At 29.1% G+C, this 20,656-nt stretch carries 19 protein-coding genes; 7 read left to right on the top strand and 12 right to left on the bottom strand.

The features are described 5' to 3' along the window. Nucleotides 1-2 precede the first annotated feature (2 nt). The 9 genes from BA195_RS10725 to BA195_RS10765 are packed head-to-tail and all read right to left on the bottom strand — an operon-like array spanning nucleotide 3 to nucleotide 9,190. Complete coding sequence (locus BA195_RS10725) at nucleotides 3-1,748, bottom strand: PASTA domain-containing protein (protein ID WP_068705319.1); 1,746 nt, start codon at nucleotides 1,746-1,748, stop codon at nucleotides 3-5. A 2-nt stretch (nucleotides 1,749-1,750) separates the two neighbouring features. Further along, nucleotides 1,751-2,458 (bottom strand): hypothetical protein, encoded by a 708-nt coding sequence (locus tag BA195_RS10730; protein ID WP_068705321.1) that lies wholly within the window; start codon nucleotides 2,456-2,458, stop codon nucleotides 1,751-1,753. 21 nt (nucleotides 2,459-2,479) lie between these two features. Continuing rightward, on the bottom strand, nucleotides 2,480-3,775 hold the full coding sequence (locus BA195_RS10735) for a hypothetical protein (protein ID WP_068705323.1): 1,296 nt from the start codon (nucleotides 3,773-3,775) through the stop codon (nucleotides 2,480-2,482). 2 nt (nucleotides 3,776-3,777) lie between these two features. Beyond that, nucleotides 3,778-4,263: a hypothetical protein gene (locus BA195_RS10740; protein ID WP_068705325.1), complete on the bottom strand. Its 486-nt coding sequence runs from the start codon at nucleotides 4,261-4,263 to the stop codon at nucleotides 3,778-3,780. Between the two features lie 17 nt (nucleotides 4,264-4,280). Then, the gene (locus tag BA195_RS10745) at nucleotides 4,281-5,231 is read right to left on the bottom strand and encodes a hypothetical protein (protein WP_068705327.1); all 951 of its coding nucleotides are present in this window, start codon (nucleotides 5,229-5,231) and stop codon (nucleotides 4,281-4,283) included. Between the two features lie 11 nt (nucleotides 5,232-5,242). Next, a complete protein-coding gene (locus tag BA195_RS10750) occupies nucleotides 5,243-5,779 on the bottom strand; it encodes a hypothetical protein (protein ID WP_068705329.1) in 537 nt (178 codons plus the stop codon). 5 nt (nucleotides 5,780-5,784) lie between these two features. After that, nucleotides 5,785-7,563, bottom strand: a complete 1,779-nt coding sequence (locus BA195_RS10755; protein WP_068705332.1) for an OmpA family protein — start codon at nucleotides 7,561-7,563, stop codon at nucleotides 5,785-5,787. A gap of 19 nt (nucleotides 7,564-7,582) precedes the next feature. Further along, nucleotides 7,583-8,128 carry a hypothetical protein gene (locus tag BA195_RS10760; protein ID WP_068705335.1) on the bottom strand — a complete coding sequence of 182 codons (546 nt, stop codon included), beginning with the start codon at nucleotides 8,126-8,128 and terminating at the stop codon, nucleotides 7,583-7,585. 3 nt (nucleotides 8,129-8,131) lie between these two features. Next, the gene (locus BA195_RS10765; RefSeq protein ID WP_068705337.1) at nucleotides 8,132-9,190 is read right to left on the bottom strand and encodes a hypothetical protein; all 1,059 of its coding nucleotides are present in this window, start codon (nucleotides 9,188-9,190) and stop codon (nucleotides 8,132-8,134) included. 238 nt (nucleotides 9,191-9,428) lie between these two features. On the opposite strand from BA195_RS10765, the gene BA195_RS10770 reads away from it, so the two are divergent. The 5 genes from BA195_RS10770 to BA195_RS10790 all read left to right on the top strand — a co-directional run bounded on the left by BA195_RS10770 (nucleotide 9,429) and on the right by BA195_RS10790 (nucleotide 13,618). Continuing rightward, complete coding sequence (locus tag BA195_RS10770) at nucleotides 9,429-10,103, top strand: hypothetical protein (RefSeq protein WP_068705339.1); 675 nt, start codon at nucleotides 9,429-9,431, stop codon at nucleotides 10,101-10,103. A gap of 380 nt (nucleotides 10,104-10,483) precedes the next feature. Then, complete coding sequence (locus BA195_RS14425; RefSeq protein ID WP_176714988.1) at nucleotides 10,484-10,765, top strand: hypothetical protein; 282 nt, start codon at nucleotides 10,484-10,486, stop codon at nucleotides 10,763-10,765. Then, complete coding sequence (locus BA195_RS10780) at nucleotides 10,744-11,520, top strand: sensor histidine kinase (protein ID WP_068705343.1); 777 nt, start codon at nucleotides 10,744-10,746, stop codon at nucleotides 11,518-11,520. Before BA195_RS14425 ends, BA195_RS10780 begins: the two co-directional genes overlap by 22 nt. Beyond that, nucleotides 11,521-12,162, top strand: a complete 642-nt coding sequence (locus BA195_RS10785) for a response regulator transcription factor (RefSeq protein WP_068705345.1) — start codon at nucleotides 11,521-11,523, stop codon at nucleotides 12,160-12,162. Between the two features lie 142 nt (nucleotides 12,163-12,304). Beyond that, a complete protein-coding gene (locus tag BA195_RS10790; RefSeq protein WP_068705347.1) occupies nucleotides 12,305-13,618 on the top strand; it encodes a DEAD/DEAH box helicase in 1,314 nt (437 codons plus the stop codon). A 50-nt stretch (nucleotides 13,619-13,668) separates the two neighbouring features. Here BA195_RS10790 and BA195_RS10795 read toward each other — a convergent pair whose 3' ends face one another. Then, complete coding sequence (locus BA195_RS10795; RefSeq protein WP_068705349.1) at nucleotides 13,669-14,616, bottom strand: tRNA dihydrouridine synthase; 948 nt, start codon at nucleotides 14,614-14,616, stop codon at nucleotides 13,669-13,671. 106 nt (nucleotides 14,617-14,722) lie between these two features. Between BA195_RS10795 and BA195_RS10800 the strand changes: the two genes are divergently transcribed. Together BA195_RS10800 and pbpC are read left to right on the top strand one after the other, a co-directional pair. Continuing rightward, nucleotides 14,723-15,130 (top strand): hypothetical protein, encoded by a 408-nt coding sequence (locus tag BA195_RS10800; protein ID WP_068705454.1) that lies wholly within the window; start codon nucleotides 14,723-14,725, stop codon nucleotides 15,128-15,130. Nucleotides 15,131-15,157: 27 nt separating this feature from the next. Then, on the top strand, nucleotides 15,158-17,506 hold the full coding sequence (pbpC, locus tag BA195_RS10805; RefSeq protein WP_068705350.1) for a penicillin-binding protein 1C: 2,349 nt from the start codon (nucleotides 15,158-15,160) through the stop codon (nucleotides 17,504-17,506). An 88-nt stretch (nucleotides 17,507-17,594) separates the two neighbouring features. Here the strand turns inward: pbpC and BA195_RS10810 are convergent, their stop codons facing one another. Together BA195_RS10810 and BA195_RS10815 are read right to left on the bottom strand one after the other, a co-directional pair. Beyond that, nucleotides 17,595-19,814 (bottom strand): SulP family inorganic anion transporter, encoded by a 2,220-nt coding sequence (locus BA195_RS10810; protein ID WP_068705352.1) that lies wholly within the window; start codon nucleotides 19,812-19,814, stop codon nucleotides 17,595-17,597. Continuing rightward, nucleotides 19,814-20,641, bottom strand: coding sequence for a universal stress protein (locus BA195_RS10815; RefSeq protein WP_068705354.1), 828 nt, complete (start codon nucleotides 20,639-20,641; stop codon nucleotides 19,814-19,816). Before BA195_RS10815 ends, BA195_RS10810 begins: the two co-directional genes overlap by 1 nt. Between the last annotated feature and the right edge of the window lie 15 nt (nucleotides 20,642-20,656).

The following is a 20,656-nucleotide window of genomic DNA, read 5'->3' on the forward strand; positions in this document are numbered from 1 at the left end:
TTTTAGTTTTTTAATGGTTTAGCAAAAATTACAATTACTTCTTGTCCTTGAATTATTTCCGACCCTACTTCTGGTATTTGTTTAATTGCTTGTCCTTCTATAAATTTAGGATTATCTGTTGGCTGGTAAACCACATCTAATTTTAGCCCATAATTTGTGATGATTTTTCTTGCAGCTGTTTCTGTAAGCCCTATAATATTCGGAACCGTATTTTTTGATTTTATACTGGTTGTATTCGGAACAATATCAATACTTATATCACTAATTGCAGCGGCATTAATATCTTTCGCAGATTCAAAATCAACCAAACCAAATAAAGTGCCTTGAGGTCCTTTTTCTACCGTAGCTTTTAAGTTTAATGAAATGTTTGCCATTTTGAATCTAGAGTTGTCCATTTCTGCATCAGCAATTGCAATATCATTTATAATACTACTATATACTTTTTTAGCATCTAATTTATTCGGATTCTCAGCATCAACATAACTTTGTATTTCGGTTACTTTGGTTTCTAGTTTAGAAATTTCAATTTCTTTTACCGCTGTGTTTTGAGTAAGTGTAGCTATTTCATTGTTTTTTTCAGAAACAAGTTGTTGTGATATTTTTACTTTTTCAACTAAATCATCAATAGAGTTTTGTTGTGTTTGTAAATCGTTTTTTGTTTTTTTAACTTCTAAAAAAATCGATTGTTTTTCTTTTATAAGTTCATTTTGAGTTTTTTGTAAATCCTTAATAGTGTTTGTTTTTTCTAATAGGACTTTTTTAAGTTTATCAGTTTTAGAAGTATCATTTTTTAATATTGATATTTCTTTTTTTAACATTTCTATTTCTTGACTTTTCTCAGTTAAATTGTATTGTATTATCGCTGTTTTTTCTTCGTAATTAGCAACTAATTTTTCTAATTCTTTAACACGAATAGTAAGTTCATCTTTAGTTACTTCAGAAGATTTTAAAATTTCAATTTCTTCTTGTAAATCAATCAATTTTTCGTTTTGGTTATTTAATTTTTTTAAAAGAGATTCAATTTCATTGGTTTTATCCTCTAACGTTTTTATTAGTAGCTTAACTTCTTGAGAAGTATCACCTTTATGAGCGTTATTTAGCTGTTCTTTTAAATCTGCAATTTCATTAAGACTATTATCTAAAGATTGCTTTAATAATGACTCAGTTTCTTCATGTTCATTTAAATGTTCGTGAAGTTTTTTAAGTTGACTATCATGTTTTTCATTAACCTTTTTAAGGTCGATTTCTTGCTGCTTTGTTAAGGTGTTTAGTTTTCTGTTTTCTTCTTCTAATATTAAAAAATCTTTTTGAAAACCATATAAATAAATAGGAGAGGCAATAATTATTGAATTATTTTTTTTGATAAATAAAGATTCATCTAAAAGCCAAAGTTTCTGAAAATCAATAGCGATTTGTAAATTATCCTCATCAAAGAAGATAGTAGGAGCTTCAGAAATAATTAAAGTTTTTTTCTGGTTAGATTTTACAATTCTAAACATTGGTAAACTTCCTTCGCTCATGCAATCTCGTACAAGTCTAGTAATCAATTCCTCTTTAGCAAGTCGAACAGGAATTTCATATGTATGAGATAATAATCCTTTTTTTGTTTCAATCCTCGTAACAAGTTTTCTCCAAGTTTTGTTTTCAATATCTAAAAACTCTATATCTAAAGTATAAGCTTTTAAAGCAGTATTATTAGCTGCTATTAAGTCGCATTTAAAAAGTAAAGAGCGGTATTTTGTAGCCATAATTAGTGTTTTTGAATTGATATTTTAGTAAAAACAGTTCCCACATTAATATCAATTTGTATGGTGTTTTTAGCATTATAATCTGTTGTGTCTATTTGAATTGTATTTACAGCAATTCCGTTAATATCTGTAATAACTTCTCCTTGTTTTACAAAGTTTGTATTGTGATTTAAAACGCTGTTTGTATTTAATAAAATGGTTTTATCTCTGTTATAATTAAATTCTACTAAAGCACCCGGAATTTTCTCACCAGCAGAATTAAAAATAGCAACTTCAATATCGTAAATATTAGAAGTATTGGTTTGTTTAGGAATTGCTTCAATAATTAATTGAGGCAAACCATCATTAGGGGCAATAGCAACAAAACGACCAGAAATACTGCTGGTTATTTTATCGGATTCAGTAGCGCTAGTTGTTTTATTTACTGGACGATAAGTCATCATAGGAGCTGGTGAATACGGCATTTCCGCCATTGAATATTTACCATAACCTTTACTTTGATTATAAGTTCCATCGGTTGTAGAGGATGTTTCTAATTCGGTTTCTACCTGTAAGGTAAAATCTAAATATGGCAAGGTATATAAAGTATTCGGACGTCCATATTCATCATAAGGAGCAGCATTACGCAACTGATGTTGCGCTTCATTTAAGCTTTCTGAAATTCCGAGTAGTATTTCTTTTAAGGTAATAGATGTATTTTGTGTGCTCATGATATTTATTTGGTATGTAAATTAGAATGAAAAAGGATCTTTTGTAGATTTTGTTTCCTTTTTGGTTGGAAGTTCATCTGTAAATTCTTTGACTTTTTTTGCAGTAGAAAATATCTCTGAAATATTAATTGTATTAAATCCTTTTGAAGCTTTTTCTTCTTTTTTATTGAATATTTTGTCTAAGGAATTTAACTTTAATGAAGCTTTTTCATTCTTATCTAATTTATTTAATTCATCAGAATTATTAAAAAGATTATTAACAGTTGTATTCGTTTTATTTAAATGTTTTTTTGATGTTTTGTAAAAGTTATTTACTTTGTTTAAGTTTTTATTTAAAGCATTAATATTTTCAGTATTCTTTTTTTTTGATGGTAATGGGGTTTTAAATCCGTTTTGTTGTATTTTTTTAACAAAAACTGTTTTCTTTTTATCTATTTTATTAAAAGTGTCTATTGTTTTTTCAGCAGTTTTAGTAATTGTACTTATTGTTTTAATAGTTTTAGAAAAAGAGTTGTTTATTGATGTTTCCTTTTGGGTATTAAGATTATTAGAAAGTAAATCGTTTATTTTATTTAAACTTTGAGAAACATCATTAGCTACAGTATTTACTTTTTTAATTGTTTTAGAAGTGTTATCTATAGTTTTAGTAATTTTTTTTATTTCTTCAGGAATTTTCGTTTTCTTTTCATCTACATGAATAAGTTTTTTAGAAAATTTAGCCAGATTTTTATCAACTTTATTTATATTTTTTAAAGCATTACTACTAATGTTTGTAACTTTTTTAGCTGTCTTTTTTACATTATAAAAAGTTTTAAGTAAAGCTTTTGATTGCTTCTTTTTACTAGAAAATTCTTCTTTTTTATTTTCTTTTTTAGATAATAGATTTGTAGATTTTTTTTGTGTTTTTTCAATGAAATCTACATTAAAAAAATCCTTTTCCTTTCTATTTAGATTACTATTTTCTTTAACTTTATTTTTTCTTCTTTCAAGAGTTTTTAGCTTTTTTTTTGCTTCTTTATACTCTTCTTTTCTTTTTTGATAAATAGATTTTATCTCAGTATCATAGCTCTTGTTGGTAGAAGAATGCTCTTCTGTTTTACCAGTAAGAGCATTCATGTTTTGTTCTAGTTCTTTTTGCTCCTCTAATAAGCTTTTTAAATTAACATTGGACGCAGCAATATCTTCTAACGATGTATCATTAGTGGCAGGTTGTATTAAATCTGATAAAGAAAGTTTTTCGTTTTCAGCAGCTTCATCTTTTACCGATTTTTTAGCCGGTTCTTCTTGCTTTATAAACTGTTTCCAATGTTTAGCCATTTTTAAGGAGTGTTTAGTTTGTTTCTTTTATCTTCAAGTTCAGTTGCTATCATTGCACGTAAGCGCTGTTCAAACACAGGTGGATTTGGTACTGCTACCAACTTGGTGCGTAACATTGAACTACCTTCTGCTGAGTATTGATATTTTTGTGAAAAACTAGCAGAAACAGATGCGCTAACAGCAACAAAGCCTACATTAACGCCAGCACTTACAGACGTAGAAACTCCAAATTCTGTAGTTTGACTCATAGAAACAGACATTTTCATTTCTAAAACAGTATCTACATATTGATAAAATGTAGGCGTAAAACCAAGGGAAAGCAAACTATATTCTTCACCACCCATATCCACTTTTGTATCTACCAACTCTTTTGCCAATTCCATAGATACTTTATCTAAGGCACGTTGTGCTTGAGCGATTCCTATACCAAGTGTTTTTACCATTTCTGGTAAAGGTGCATTTAAAATTTCTTTCGTTATACGTCCCATTTTAGTATGTTATTAAATTATGATTCTGATTCTTCTCGCGCAATTTCCATTTGTTGTTGAATGCGTTCTTCTAAGATTGCTGGTGGTGGAATAGGAACTAACTTGGTTTGTAGAATACTAGAACCTTCTGCTGAATAACTAAATTTTTGTGAAAACCCTGCATTTACTTGTGTTGTGGTAACAGTTCTGTTATTGTTATACTTAGCTCTAGCTTTGAAAATATTAACACTTGCACCACCACTATTGTTTTTACTTTCTGTTTTACGATCATAAGAAAATGATGAAGAACCTTCTCTTGTAAATTTGATAGAAATACTAACACGTATCATAGTATCTACAAATTGATAAAAAGTAGGAGAAAAACCTAGCTCTAACATAGATAAACGCTGTGGTAACATAACTTCTCTAGTCCCTCTACCAGGAATAACCATTTTTTTACCAGGAACAATTACTGGAACAGCTTTTCCATTAGTCCCATCCAGCTCAATATATGTATCTCCTTTGTATTGGTACCATTTAGTATTGGCTTTATCCCTATAATAAACTTCTGGATTTTTTTGACTATCAGGCGTAAAAGTTGTACCAGTATCTAAAGGAGCGGCACTTACATCAATAACCTCTCTATCATAACCCGCCTCTGTATCACCATTAAATTTAGCTTCAATAGCAGCTTGATATGCTTGGTCGCTATTTGAGTTGTATAGTTCTACCGCATCTGTTAGTTGTACTTTTTCTTTACCAAAAAAGACACGACTATCTTTAAAATTTATAAATTCTTGTTCGTTTCCATTACTATCTTTTATAGTGTCTTTAACAGCTTTAAGTCCTCCCATCATTTCAGCAACTTCGATAGAATTAGAGTCTAATGCCATTTGTGCTTCGGCTATGGAAAAAGCCATTTGTCGAATCATATCGCCCATCGGAACGTCTAATAATTCTTGTCCTATACTAGGATTTTTTCTAAACATATTTTTTGTTTTTATTTGTCTTTTGTTATTGTTGATTTTAATATTTCATAATATACATCTGGTGCTGGTAGCGATACAATTTTTGCAGCAATAGAAGAGGAAGCCTCTGCTGAAACAGAAAACTTACGTGCATAATGAGCAGATATAGAAATTCCGAACATTTGGGTTTCTGTACTGTCATTATTTGCACTAAAACTATTGTTGGCATTGTTTGCACTTGCGTTAGTATTGGTATTTGAGTTAGAACTGTTTCCGTAGTTAAAACCTAAAGAACCACCATAACTTTCAGATTCTGCTACTGAGAACTCCATTTTCACTTCAAAAGAAGCTTCTGTAAAAGCATAAAAAGTAGGAGCAAAGCCAAGACTTATTAGGTTGTGTTCTTCGTCACCTACACCAATTTTAATAGTTGCCATTTCGTTCGCTAAACGAATAGAATTAGCATCTAATGCAGCTTGTGCATTGGCAATAGAAGCACCTAGTTTCTCTAACATAAATGGTAGAGGTGCATTGGTGATTTGTTGTATAACTTGTGGTGCTGCGCTCATAATTATTAGCTTCCAGAAGTTGTATTACCAGTTAATGATTCAATGTAGTTTTCTAAACCAGTAGGAGGTGGAACAGAAATCATGCGAGCAGAAACAGAAGCGTTTCCTTCTACAGATACTCCAAATTGTCTTGCATAACGTACATCTAAAGAACCGCTTAAGGCAGAAATTTTTGGGTCTTTAATACTTTTTAAGTCAGATTTTGCAAAATATTCACTATTGATTACTTTGTGTATGTTTAACGAGTCGTTATTATTACTGGAGTTTTGGGTGTTAGACGATTTATCTTCAATCGTTATGTCTTCAGTATCGTTAGAAAATAGGGTATATTCTATTTTGGCATCTTTTCTTAGAGAATACACCACATCGCCAGAAACTTGAGCGTAAAACTTATTCGTATTATCTAATTTTGTTTTTACTTCAGCTAGACTATTTATAGTCTCGTTTATATTAACATCACTACCAGATCCAATTACAAAACTGAGTGTAGTATTAGCAGCAGTTGCTGCGTATTTTTGCATAATACCAGATGTTGCTGTAGCCCAATTTGTAACTATGGAAGCAGAGTTGCTTTGGCTAAAATCGCCGCCTTCAACAAAAATATATTCGTTGCCATTAGTATCAATTTCAATTACAGCCTTTCGGTAATCAGCATCATTTTTATTGTCACCAACATTAGTTTTAGCTTTTTGCTCACCTTCAGAATTAATTTCTATTACCTGAGTTTCATTAACACCTAAAGCTATCAAATAATTTTTTACCGTATTGGCTCTTTTTAGCCCCAAATCATTATTAAAATTATCGCTACTAACACTATCTGTATGACCTGTTACTTTAACAGTAACATCAGCATCGTTTAGCATAATAAAAGCTAAAGCTCTAAGTTTATCTTTTAGGTTTTCTGTGTTTTTTGGACTTGTACCTTTGCTGTACGTAAAATCAATAGCATGGTGTTTCGAAAAATCGAAAAAAACAGTTAGTTTGTCTTCATGTTGTATACCAAACTTAAAGCTACTGTTAACGATAACATTTAAATTGTCTGCTAAATTTGTTTTATCTATAGTTATATTATTAGCATTAGTAGTTCCTTTAATTTTAATACTTACATTAGAGTAGTCTTTAAATTTAAGAATACCTGTATCTTCTGCATAATAATTTAGCATGGACAACATACCAAAGCCATTATAATTATGTGTTCTTATATCATTGCTGCTACTAGCGTTAACAACATCTTTAGTTTCAATTATTTTAGAATCTACTCTCTGTATTTCTGAGTCTGACGATAAGTTTTCAGCAGTTTCTTCAAGCCTGTTAATGCTACCAGTTTCTTTACTAGTATTTACAGTACTTTGATTTACTTTAAGTGTGTGTTCATTAGATAAAGTTGTCCAATATTTTCTACTACTTTTAAACTCTTTATACTTTTCTTCCTGATAGCTATTTTCAATATCTTGAATATGTTTTTCTGTATAGCCTTTCTTTTTACTAGCGTCATATTCTATACTTAAATCAACTTCAATGTCTTCTTGAATTGTCATTTTTAAGCTAATAGAAGCAGATACATCTGCGTATTCGAAAGAATAAAAAGCAGGTTGAAACCCTAATTCTAATAGAGATTTATTACCAACCTTTGTTTCAGAAAGCCTGGTAATTTGTTTAACGGAATTGGTATCTAAGCGCTCTTGCGCGTCAGCAATACCTAAGGCTAGCCCAGTTACAATACTACTAACATCTACGTTTTGTAGTATTTTGGCACCTTGATCAAGTGTGTTAATGTTTGCCATATTTAATTGTTTTTAATGGTTAAAAAGGAGAAATTCCCTCGGGCAAATCCATGGCTATTTTTGGATTTACAGATTCTTTTCTCACTATAAAATAATTGTGTTTTTTTTGTAATCGGGTTACCTGATCTTTGTTTATTTTATAACCTCTTAAAAGCCAGTTTAACAATTCATCAGTTATAGGATGTTTTCCTTTTCCTATTTCCTTTTGTGCGTTTGTTAATAATGTTTTAGCTTCTTCTTGTTCTTCTTTCAAGATGTGTTGTATGGCTTGTCTTTCACAAACAAAAGCATTGTGTTTTTTTACCAATACATTGGTTTCTTTATCAGCTAAAAAATCTCTGTAGTTTTTACAAAAAGATATAACTTCATCATAAGAACCTAGTTGCTCTAAAGCTTCCATAACACATTGACTATAATGCTGAAAAAAGAGTTCGCTATCTTTTTGTGTTTGTGTTAATCGTAAAGCCTCTTTATAATGACGTAAAGCTTCTTTATAATTTTTATCTAAGGCGTGCATTTTACCACGTTCGGCAATTCTAAAATGCAACATTTTTTTATTTTCCATAAGTTAAATAAGTGTTGGTTCGCAGTTTAGTAGTACTAATTGAGCATATAAATAATTGGCTATTAAATCAGGTATTTTAGTACTGCTTTTCCAGTGATTTGTATTTTCATTAAAAGAACTTACATCAATAAATTGAGCTAGTATTTTTTTAACAGCTGCATGATCTTTAATTTCATCAACAACTAATTCTCTTGTTGTTTTAAAATTATTTTCTACAGAAATTTCAATACCAATTTCATTACATTTTTTTATTGTTTTTTGAGCAGATTGATTACTAATACGATCAAAAAGAGTAATAGGTAAGTGTTGTTTTAAATCAGATAAAATAGTTGAAGGCATACCAATTTTATCTGTTAAAAAAGAAACATGTTGTGTGTTATTAACATCAAAAGAAGTTAAATTAATAGTAACTAATTGATGTGTTTGGTTAATTACACGAATTCCTGTTTTAGATTGATGTTCTCTCCAAATGTTACTGCTTTCAGTAAAAGTTAAATCTTTTAAAATATATGCCCCATTTACTAAGGTTTCTAGTGGTTTGTTAATTTTAGTAGTAAGTCTTTTTAAATCATTTTTAGCAAATTTATCAGATATATAAATACTAAATAGATCATTTCTAGGGTTAGAATAACAAACCAAAGCATCTAAACGATCTTGTAATGCAACTGCGGTAGCTTTAGAAACACCACCTAAAACAATACCAGGCTGAGCGAGTAACATGTTTAAAGCTTCTGATTGTTTACAACCTAAAAATTCAGATAATTGATGAATTACATTAGGTAACTTAATAATATCATCAAAATAAATACTGATTTCCACTTGTTCTTTACTGATTTCTACTTTTTCTTTTTCATCAGTTACTTGTACATCTAAACCAAGTTTAGTTAATGTTGACGCTGCTTTTTCGGCTAAATCTAAATCTATTTTTTGAAATAAAACAGAAGGCGCATTGTACAACATTTTTAAAATGAATTCTTGTGGCATTTTAAAAGAGTCGGCTAATAATTTTGATACACTAGGATTTGCGGTTCCAATAGAATTGATAATTACAGTGTTTTCCATTTAAATAATTTTGTTAAAGTTTATAATACAGTTGCTTACTGTTGAGTTTTACAAACTTCACTATATATTTATGTTTATTAGACGTTTGATAAACGTATAATACACTGTAAAATAAACCTTAAACTTTAGGGTTGTTTAACCCTATGCCTTTAGGTTTTATAAATTTGAAAGGAATTTGAAGAAAATTGTTTCTTTGTGTCTTAATAAATTATATTTAACACTTAAAAATTAACGAACTATGATTACATCTTTATTATTAGCAATTACAGTTATTGCTTTCGGTATTTATATTTATAAGTACCCACCAAAAAAACCAATACATACATCTAAAACCAGTATTTGTTTAGATTATTCATCTGAACCAATGAATCAATTAAGTGTACCTTTAGTTCATGAAATGGTAAATGGTTATAAAAACAATCAATTAGCAAAGATTAACAGTAGTTTAAATATTAATGATGCTCATTCCATTAGGTTTGAATTAGAAACTCTGAAAGCGTTTATTTACCATACAGAAATGAATGCAAAAAAACATAAAGTACCTAGTAAAAGTTTAGGAATACGTATGTATTATTCTCGTTATCCTGAAAAGGAAACATGGAAAAGACCTTTTACTGATTTGTCAGATTTTTTAGGAAACTCTACTACTGAAAAATATGAAAAATTACATACTTTAGTTATGATTCCAACTATTCGTAGAGGAGAAGTAGATTTTGACTTTAACCCATTAGACGAAAAAACATATACTACAAGTTTAAAGAAAAATGAAGCGTATTTAAATAATGGGGCACAAACCAGAACAGCAGCATTAAGTGGAAGTAAAAGCTCAAGAAGTTCTTCTAGTAATACAGGGTCTCAAAATCATGGAAGTTTAATACCACCTGTAATCGGTTCAGGTGAAGGTTTCTCTTAAAAAAAAACATGTATAAATTATATCCATATATGAATGATATATTACTAGGGTTAGAGTTTTTTTCAGCCCTAGTTGCTTTGCTTTATATTAATAAATTAAAAAAAACGTACTGGAAATGGTTTGCAGTGTATTTAGTATTTATTTTTATCCAAGAGTTTTTTTGGAAATTTAATTCGTCTTTTTTAAGTATAAGAAAACAAAGTTATTATGCTTTTATAGGTATTCCTTTTCAATATTTATTTCTCTATTGGCTATATGCTTATAAATCTCTAAAAAACAAAAAACTCTTTTTAATTTTATCTTTCATATATTTATTAACTTTTATTCCTTTGGAATTATATAATAAAAAAATAATAACACTTTATTCTATAAATTTAACAATGGGAAGTATTATATTAATTTTCTTAGTTGTATTGGAATTTATTAAGCAAATTAAAACGGATAATATCCTTGAATTTAAAGAGAATAAAATGTTTTATATAAATATAGCGATTGTATTATTTTACGTAGGTACTTATCCGTTTACTGCTTTTTATTATGAGTTAGCAAAAACGCCATATATAAGAATTTGGAATGCATATTATTTATATTTTTTAATAGCTAATTGTATGATGTATTTATTATTTATAGCTTCTTTTATATGGGGAAAACACAAATCATAATAACTTTAATTTTATTTAATGTTATTTTTATTACTTTTTTAGGAGCTATATTCATTTTTATTAGAGAGTATAAAAAGAAAAAGAAAGCGCATTTACAGCAAATTTACGCTATTGATGAAACACATAAAGAAGAGTTATTAGAAACTCAACTTGAAATTCAAACCCAAACAATGCAGTATATAGGGCAAGAAATTCATGATAATATTGGACAAAAATTAACATTAGCAAGTATATACACACAACAATTAATTTTTGAAAATAAAGCTCCTGAAATTAACGAAAGTATTAAAGGTATCAATGACATTATTAATCAATCATTGCAAGAATTAAGGCAATTGTCAAAATCTTTAACCGATGACTCTATTAAAAATAATTCAATTGATAAACTTATTGAAAATGAATGTAAAAAGGTAAATGATTTAAAAAAATGTAATGCTCAGTTTTCGAAACATATCGATATCGAGTTAGATTCTTATCAAATTAAAAGTATCTTACTAAGAATCACTCAAGAGTTCCTTCAAAATAGTATAAAACACTCGCAGTGTAAGAATATTTTTATTTCACTACATATTTCTAATACTATTATACGTTTTATATTAGAAGATGATGGTATTGGTTTTAAATCTGAAGCAGTAAAATCAAATGGTATAGGACTTCAAAATATTAGAAAAAGAACTGAATTAATTGGAGGTAATATATTATTAGAAAGTGTTGAAAAGGTAGGCACAAAATTAACCATTGAAATCCCCATATAAATGAAAAAAACTATTGTTATTATTGACGATCATATTTTAATAGCACAAGCATTAAGTAATATTATTTCAAATTTTGAAGAATTTGAAGTTTTATATGTTTGTGAAAACGGAAAAGATTTTCAAGATAAAATTAATAGTAAAGGAGTTCCTGATATTGTTTTATTAGACATTAGTATGCCAGTTATGGATGGGTTTGAAACAGCTAAATGGATTAAAGAAACACATAAAGGTATTTTAATTATGGCTTTAAGCATGCAAGATGATGAATCTAGCTTAATTAAAATGATTAAAAATGGTGCAAAAGGCTATCTTCTAAAAAATGTATATCCAACCGATTTAAAAAAAGCACTTAAAAAACTCATTGAAAAAGGGCGTTTTTTTCCAGAATGGGCTTCTAGTAAAATTTTTGACAGTATTAGTGATGGTTCTGAAGCTAATCAAAAAATAAAATTAACTGACCGTGAAATAGAGTTCTTAAAATACACAGTTACCGAAATGAACTACAGGGAGATTTCTGAAAAAATGTTTTGCAGCCCACGAACTATAGAAAACTATAGAGATAGTTTATTTGAAAAATTAGAATTAAAAACTAGAGTAGGCTTAGCTGTATATGCTTTAAAAAATGGATTTATAAATGGTTAATAAAATGTTTTTTTCAAAATTTTGATTTAGTCTTTTGAATCAAATAAATATCTTGTGCTAGATTAAACGAGTTATTTATAAAAGCTTTAAAAAGACTAACTATCTTTGCAGCTCTTATAAAAACTTCATAGATATAATAATTATGGCAATGACACTGAAAACACAAGAAGATATTTTAGCAAAATTAAATATTTATGAGTTAAATGAAATGCAACAAAAAGCTATTTCAACAATTGATCAAACCACCAATACAGTAATACTTTCGCCAACAGGTACCGGTAAAACACTAGGTTTTTTATTACCAACCTTAAAGTTAATTGAACCTGATAATAAAGGCATTCAAGTTTTAATTTTAGTACCATCAAGAGAGTTAGCGATTCAAATAGAACAGGTAATTCGTGAAATGGGTACAGGTTTAAAAGTAAATGCTGTTTATGGCGGACGATCGATGGCAAAAGATAAGACGGAATTAAAACATATACCAAGTATATTAATTGGTACACCTGGAAGAATTTCAGACCATTTTGCAAATAATCGTTTTGCTAAAGATAGTATTAAAACCTTAATTTTAGATGAGTTTGACAAATCATTAGAAGTAGGTTTTGAATATGAAATGCGAGGAATAATTAATCAATTACCTAATATAAATAAACGTATTTTAACATCTGCTACGCAGGAAGCTGAAATCCCTGCATTTGTTGGCTTAAGCAATCCAACGATGTTGAATTATTTAACAGGTAAAAAACCCAAAAAATTAACCTTAAAAACAGTTATTTCTTCTTCAAAAAATAAAAACCAAACCTTAGTTGAATTGCTGCAACATTTAGGAAATCAGCAAGGAATTATATTTTGTAACTTAAAAGAAAGTATTAATGATGTGAGTGCTTTTTTAACACAAAATAAAATAGCACACAGTTGTTTTTCTGGAGGAATGGAACAAAGAGATCGAGAACGTTCTTTAATAAAATTTAGAAACGGAACAAGTCAAGTTTTAATTGCGACTGATTTAGCTGCAAGAGGGATTGACATTCCTGAAATGAAATATATTATTCATTACGAATTGCCACAACGAATAGAAGAATTTACGCATAGAAATGGTAGAACAGCCAGAGTAAATGCAAAAGGAACAGCGTATGTTTTAAAATGGCAAAAAGAAAGTTTGCCAGAGTTTCTTAAAAACATACCAAATGCTGATATTTCTCAAAAAGAAAAACTAAAACCACGATATTGGGAAACGTTATTTATTTCGGGAGGAAGAAAAGATAAAATATCGAAAGGAGATATTGCAGGGTTGTTCTTTAAAAAAGGAAATTTAACCAAAGAACAGTTAGGTGTAATTGAATTAAAACAAGATTGTGCTTTTATTGCTGTCCCAATAACAGAAGTAAAACAGCTAATTGAAAACTTAAATAATAGACGTTTAAAAAATAAAAAAGTGCGTATTACGTTAGCTTAAACTAAATTTAGAGCTAAAAAAAAGTAGTTACAATTTGTAACTACTTTTTTTTAGCTCTCACTACTCAAAATTTCTTTCACAGCAGCTTGATATTTTTTAGGATTCGTAGCTTTTTTAATTTTCTTATAGGTTTTACGTGGATCAGAAAAAGATTGCGAAAAATATTCCCAAAAACCTAACATTTTCATTTTAATAGGCGTTGGTCCAGATAAATATTCGTCGTATTGTTGATAAATTTCATCATGAAACTCGCCAAAACGTTTCCATCTATCTTTCGGATACTCGGTTGTGTTATTTTTAATCATTTGTGGTAAAAACGGATCGGCAATTAAACCACGACCAATCATAAAATGTGTAATACTCGGAAAACGTTGTTGCATTGCTTTAAAACCATCGACAGAAGTAATATCTCCATTATAATATAGTTGATGTTTAGAAACATCAATACATTTCTGAAAAGCATCTAAATCAACACCGCCTTTATACAATTGTTTTCCTATTCGTGCGTGAATAGCTATATTTTTTAAAGGATATTTCTCTAAAATAGGGAAGGAGTGTAATATTTCTTCGCTGTTTTCATAACCCATTCGCATTTTCATAGAAACTACAATATTAGTTTCGTTATGTACTTTGTGCAAAACTTCATCTATTCTTGCGGGATTACAAATCAATCCAGATCCCATTCCCGATTTTGTAACCATTGGGTATGGGCAACCTAAGTTCCAATTCAATTCCTTGTAACCTAAAGTTTGCACATATTTAGCAACAAATAAAAACTCATCAGGGTCGTTGGTAATTACTTGCGGAATAACGGTTAAGGTATCGTTATTTTCAGGTAATAAATCACGTTCATAACTCGATTTAATTTTCATTTTTCCGTTTAAACGAATATAGGGCGCGTAATACGTATCAATACCTCCAAAATATTTATGCTGTGCATTTCTAAATCGAAAATCGGTAAAACCTTGTAAGGGTGATGAAAGTAGGGTAAAACTCATAAATATTTAATAAGTTGCAAATATAACTTACTTATGGTTTACAATTAACTGTAAACGATATACTTTTGTTAAAGACACCTGCATCAAAAAATAAATGATAAAAAAAATGAAATTGTATAAGTTATTAGAAAAAGTTTATCTAAATCCTAAAAAACTATTTTTAATAGATGCTATGGGAGCACTATTGTCAGCCTTTTTATTAGGAGTTGTTTTGGTAACATTTAAAAACTTATTTGGAGTTCCTGTTTCAGTATTGTACTTATTAACTTTATTTCCAATTATTTTTGCTGTTTATGATATTCTGTGTTATTTAAAAGCAAAAAACAACCTCAAACTATTTTTAAAAACAATAGCCTATCTTAATATCTTATATTGCTTTGTATCAGTAGTGATTTTATTAAACAGATATAAACAAATTACTTTTTTAGGATATAGCTATTTTTTAGTTGAAATTTTAATTATTCTAACACTTGCTAACTTTCAAATTAAGGTTGGCAATAAATTAAAAAAATAAGAGAGATTGTACATTTACTAATTGCAAATGAATAAAGTTATTTACACCATACAGAAACATAAATTAAAGCTACTATTTATTAGCATACTATCACTTGTATACTATTACTGCTTACCTAAAAAACTATTTGTAACCCCAATAGCAACCGTAGTTACTGACAAAAATAATGAATTATTAGGAGCAGTTATTGCAGATGATGGGCAGTGGCGTTTTCCTGAATTAGACTCTGTTCCAGTAAAATTTGAACAATGTATTTTACAATTTGAAGATGCTTATTTTTACAATCACTTCGGATTTAATCCAGTATCTATTGGAAAAGCATTTGTTGAAAATGTAAAAGCTAAAAAGGTAATTCGTGGCGGAAGTACACTTACGCAACAAGTAATTCGATTATCACGTAAAAACAAAAAACGTTCTTATTTTGAAAAGTTTCAAGAATTAATATTAGCAACACGATTAGAATTTCGATTATCAAAAAAAGCAATTTTAAAATTATACGCTTCACACGCACCTTTTGGCGGAAATGTAGTGGGGTTAGAAATGGCTTCTTGGCGTTATTTTGGGTTGCAATCACACCAATTATCATGGGCAGAAACTGCAACTTTAGCTGTTTTACCAAATGCACCTTCGTTGATATATCCGGGTAAAAATCAACAAATACTAAAAGAAAAACGAAACAGATTGCTTAAAAAATTATATGAAACAGCTATTATTGATAAAACTACTTTTGAGTTATCGTTGTTAGAAGAAATTCCTAAAAAGCCCTATAATTTACCCACTTTAGCAGCACATTTTGTACAAGAAGTAGCCCAAAAACACAAAGGGAAACAGTTGCAAAGCTCTTTAGATATTCATTTGCAAAAACAAGTAAATAGTTTAGTTAAAAAACATTATGAACGTCAAAAACAAAATGAAGTTTATAATATGGCGGTTTTAGTTTTAGATGTTAAAACCAGAAAAATATTAAGTTATGTAGGTAATAGCCCAACTGATAAAGCACATCAAAAAAATGTAAATAATGTAATTTCTGCACGAAGTACAGGAAGTACTTTAAAGCCTTTTTTATATGCACAAATGTTACAATCGGGAGCAATTTTACCAACGCAATTAGTGGCAGATGTGCCTACCGAAATAGCGGGTTATACGCCTAAAAATTTCGATTTATCTTTTGATGGAGCTGTTCCTGCAAATCAAGCATTAACTCGTTCGCTAAACATCCCTTCAGTACGAATGTTACAATCATATGGATTAGAAAAATTTAGAGCAGATTTAAATGAATATTCGATTCGAGACATCAATAAATCGGCTAATTATTATGGATTGTCATTAATTTTAGGTGGGGCAGAAGCTAGTTTGTGGGATTTATGTAAAACTTTTGCAAGTTATGCAGGTGTTATAAATCATTATGAACAAACAAAACATAATTATTATTCGAATGAATTTACAGAGCCTAGTTATATAAAGTCAGATAAAATATCTTTTGGAAACGTTCAAGAAAATGAAACTCATATTGATGCTGGAGTTGCTTTTACAACCTTAAATACATTAACAGAAGTTAACAGGCCTTTTACCGATCAGGCTTGGAAATATTTTGATTCTTCGCAAAAAATAGGATGGAAAACAGGTACCAGTTTTGGTAATAAAGATGCTTGGGCAATTGGTGTTACTCCGAAATACGTAGTTGGAGTTTGGATTGGTAATTCAGACGGAGAAGGAAGACCCGATTTAACAGGAGTAGGTAGTGCGGCTCCTTTAATGTTTAATGTTTTTGATGTGTTACCAAAATCGAATTGGTTTTTAGAACCCTATGAAGCTTTAGTTGAAGAAAATATTTGTCAAAAAAGCGGCTATTTGGCATTGCCTATTTGTAAATCAGTTGTAAAAAGAATACCCAAAAACGGTGTGAGAGCAAAACCTTGCCCGTACCACAAACAAATTACGGTAGATCTTTCAGAAAAACACCAAGTAAATTCTAATTGTGAATCGGTTGCTAACATGAAAACCAAAACTTGGTTTGTTTTACCACCTTTAATGGCACATTATTATCAACAAAAAAATGCAGATTATAGTATATTGCCAAACTATAGAAAAGATTGTAATGAGTTGCTAAATAACACGATGGATTTTGTGTTTCCAACAAAATATCGTTCAAAAATATCGTTAACAAAAGGGCTAAATAATAAAGTAAATCCTGTGATTTTAAAAGTTACACATGCCAATGCAGATGCTCTTTTATATTGGTATTTAAACGATGTTTTTATAGGTGAAACTTCTCAATATCATGAACTAGCGATAACACCGAAAAGGGGGAATCACAAAATTATCGTGATTGATAATTTAGGAAACGAGAAAACCCGATTTTTAGAAATATTATAAATTAATTATCAGAAGCTATTTCCCGCTTTCCGCACTCGCTCTCTGCGAGGAGCTCAAACAATTGCTACAATCGGGGCTAGGATTTTTATTAGTTTTTAGAAAATTCTAGTTTTTTCTCACAAACCGTTTTTTTCAAACGAACACCATAATCTGCCAATGTTTTAATTTCTTTAATACCAGCTAATCGTTCTCTTCCTATTATTAATAAACCTTTGTTATTACCTTCAATATGATAGTATTTGTTACTCTCAAAAAATAAAATAAGTTCATCTGAAAAAAACTGTTTTATTTCAGATTCATTTTTTCCTGATAAATAAAAACGCTTTGAAAAATCAGGGTGCTTATCAATATCAATATCTTTAAAACCAGTAAAATGATATATATATTCAAAAATACCTTCTTTATCTAATGTAAACTCAGGTGTATATTTTTCAATATCAATATACATCATGGTTACCTTAATTACTTGTTTTGCAATTAATTCACCTTCAGAAAATTCAACATCAAATAAAGAGCAATTTTCATTTGATAAAATATTTGATATTTTACTAATCTTTCTAGTTTTAAAATACCCAAAATGCGGAATTTTAGTAACTTCTTCTTCAGGAAAAGCTTCATATTTCCATCTTAATTCACTACAGATGTTTTGTAGGGATTTTTGTCTTTTTGTTAATATATTTTTATTTTCTTGAATTTGAAAAGGATTATTTTTACGTAAAGCAAACGGATGTTCGCTTCCTGTTTTATAACCATCTAAACCAATTACTTCAAAATGACCACCTTTTCGCTTAAAGGTTTCTGCATAATTGTTAAGATTTTCCATTACAGAATGATCTATAAAATCACACAAAGAAAAATCGATAATAGCATCTTCACTTTCAGGTATTTGATCTAGTTTAGATTTTAATTTAGTATAGTTTAAAAAGCTAGAAAAGTTTTTAACTGAAACATAATATTTATCATCTTCTTTAAACATTAAAACATTAGGTTTTAATAAGTTTCTAATAAATAGCGTGATGTTTTTATTAATAATTATATGAATAATAAAAGTTATGCATATTCCTGCTAAAATACCTGTAATTAAATTGGTCGTAATTGTGGTAAGGAGAGTTGCTAAAAATATAATTAACTGTTCTTTACCTATTTTAAATACTTTTTTAATGTTTTCAGGTGAAGCTAATTTATATCCTGTATATACTAAAATAGCAGCTAATGCAGGTAGCGGAATTTTACGTAATTCGGTGGCAAAAAGTAAAATAAAAACAATTAAAAATACTGCATGAAAAAAGTTAGCTGATCGATTACTACCTTTATTATTTACATTTACAGAGCTACGTGCAATTACAGTAACAACATTTAATCCACCTAAAAAACCACTAACAACTGTTGCTAAACCCAAAGCACGAATGTCTTTATTTATATTTGAACGTCTTTTTAAAGGATCTAACTTGTCAACCGCTTTAATACTTAGTAAACTTTCAATACTTGCAATTAAAGTAATGGCAATAACTGCATTAATAAATTCGAACTGATATACTTTACCAAAATCAGGAAAAGCAAAATTTGATAAAACATCATCAGGTAAATTTATTAGTAAACTTTTATCGATAGGATATGCTGTGGTCGCAACCAAATCGTAATAATAATACAAACCAACACTTAAAACTACAATCCACATTGGAGCTGGAATTAATTGAAAGTATTTATTACGAATTTTACTATAAAAAATCATAATTAATAAACTAATTACTCCTACTAAACCAGCATAAAAAACACTTGTATTATCTGTTTTAATTAAATTTATAATTCCACCAGGAACTTGCATTAGTAATTCAATAATACTTCCTTTGGCGTTTAAATTACCAAACATTACATGTATTTGTTTGGCAAAAATACCAATACCAATAGCCGCTAACATTCCTTGAATAGCGGAAGATGGAAAAAAATCACCTAAAGATCCCATTCTAAGAAAACCAAGAATAATCATAATAACACCAGAGAAAACAATGGCAGCTAACGTGTATAAATATCCTTGTTGCATATCACCAGCACCAAGTGTTGTAATTGCGGCTAAGACCACGACTACGAGTCCGTTACCAGGCCCAGTAATTGTTACATTAGCGCCTCCTAAAATAGCTACAATAATACCGCCTACAATAGCAGCAATTGCACCAGATATTGGTGGAGCTCCAGAAGCTAAAGCTAACCCAAAACCTAAAGGAAGTGCAATTAAAGAAACAACAAAACCAGCAAAAATGTTTTGCGGTATTTCATTTAAAAATGTTTTAAAACGTTTTTCTTTTTTCATTATTTAACAATTAAAACATCGGTTGGTAATTCTGATAAAATATATTCTAAATCATGCGGAAAAATTCGATCTAAAAGACCTGTTTTTTTAGGTGCACTCATTACTAATAAGTCAGCTCTTTTAATTTTTGCATAATGCCCTATACAATAACCTCTTCGACCAAAAATACTTTGAGTATTTATAGTAATATCTTTAGTATCTATACATGCTAACATTTTATGAACACGTTCGTCTTCCCGTATTTGTAAACGTTCTTTGGTTAAGGTTGCCTTACGCAATGAAATATCATCGTTAACTTTTACATTTAATTCAGTCTGACTAATCTCTTCAACAATAGTTACTTTTTTACATCCCAATTCTTTTGAGATATTGAAAGCAACTTTAATTGTTTCTTCAGTTTTTTCATCTTTCAAACCACTAACAACAATGTGTTTACAAACAACGCTTTTTACAGAAGGTTTTAAGAGTAATAAAACAGAACAAGGAGCTTTACGGGTAAGTTTTCGGGCAATAGAACCTACATAATATTTGTATATTTTCTCTTTTTGTAAAGCACCTACTATTAATAAATTTACATTTTCATTTTTTATAGTTTGTAAAATAACATCAACAGGCTTTCCTTCTTGCCAAATAACTTTTAATGGAAACTTTGGTTTAGGAGCTTTGTTTAATAATTGTTGTAGTTGTTTTTCCTTTTGGTCAGATTTTTTTCCAACATGAACACCAATTAATTGTGCATTAAACATATTTGATAACCGAATTGTTTCAAATAAGTTGGCTTTTAAATTGGGTGAAAAGGCAATACCTATAAGTATATTTTTTGTCAAAGTATAAAATTTAAA

Origin of the sequence: Tenacibaculum soleae (assembly GCF_001693415.1) — a bacterium.
Taxonomy (GTDB): domain Bacteria; phylum Bacteroidota; class Bacteroidia; order Flavobacteriales; family Flavobacteriaceae; genus Polaribacter; species Polaribacter soleae.

Bases quoted from the DNA above. Each gene is read 5' to 3' on its own strand.
- BA195_RS10725 (WP_068705319.1), bottom strand. From the start codon at position 1,748: ATGGCTACAAAATACCGCTCTTTACTTTTTAAATGCGACTTAATAGCA.
- BA195_RS10730 (WP_068705321.1), bottom strand. From the start codon at position 2,458: ATGAGCACACAAAATACATCTATTACCTTAAAAGAAATACTACTCGGA.
- BA195_RS10735 (WP_068705323.1), bottom strand. From the start codon at position 3,775: ATGGCTAAACATTGGAAACAGTTTATAAAGCAAGAAGAACCGGCTAAA.
- BA195_RS10740 (WP_068705325.1), bottom strand. From the start codon at position 4,263: ATGGGACGTATAACGAAAGAAATTTTAAATGCACCTTTACCAGAAATG.
- BA195_RS10745 (WP_068705327.1), bottom strand. From the start codon at position 5,231: ATGTTTAGAAAAAATCCTAGTATAGGACAAGAATTATTAGACGTTCCG.
- BA195_RS10750 (WP_068705329.1), bottom strand. From the start codon at position 5,779: ATGAGCGCAGCACCACAAGTTATACAACAAATCACCAATGCACCTCTA.
- BA195_RS10755 (WP_068705332.1), bottom strand. From the start codon at position 7,563: ATGGCAAACATTAACACACTTGATCAAGGTGCCAAAATACTACAAAAC.
- BA195_RS10760 (WP_068705335.1), bottom strand. From the start codon at position 8,128: ATGGAAAATAAAAAAATGTTGCATTTTAGAATTGCCGAACGTGGTAAA.
- BA195_RS10765 (WP_068705337.1), bottom strand. From the start codon at position 9,190: ATGGAAAACACTGTAATTATCAATTCTATTGGAACCGCAAATCCTAGT.
- BA195_RS10770 (WP_068705339.1), top strand. From the start codon at position 9,429: ATGATTACATCTTTATTATTAGCAATTACAGTTATTGCTTTCGGTATT.
- BA195_RS14425 (WP_176714988.1), top strand. From the start codon at position 10,484: ATGGGAAGTATTATATTAATTTTCTTAGTTGTATTGGAATTTATTAAG.
- BA195_RS10780 (WP_068705343.1), top strand. From the start codon at position 10,744: ATGGGGAAAACACAAATCATAATAACTTTAATTTTATTTAATGTTATT.
- BA195_RS10785 (WP_068705345.1), top strand. From the start codon at position 11,521: ATGAAAAAAACTATTGTTATTATTGACGATCATATTTTAATAGCACAA.
- BA195_RS10790 (WP_068705347.1), top strand. From the start codon at position 12,305: ATGGCAATGACACTGAAAACACAAGAAGATATTTTAGCAAAATTAAAT.
- BA195_RS10795 (WP_068705349.1), bottom strand. From the start codon at position 14,616: ATGAGTTTTACCCTACTTTCATCACCCTTACAAGGTTTTACCGATTTT.
- BA195_RS10800 (WP_068705454.1), top strand. From the start codon at position 14,723: ATGAAATTGTATAAGTTATTAGAAAAAGTTTATCTAAATCCTAAAAAA.
- pbpC (WP_068705350.1), top strand. From the start codon at position 15,158: ATGAATAAAGTTATTTACACCATACAGAAACATAAATTAAAGCTACTA.
- BA195_RS10810 (WP_068705352.1), bottom strand. From the start codon at position 19,814: ATGAAAAAAGAAAAACGTTTTAAAACATTTTTAAATGAAATACCGCAA.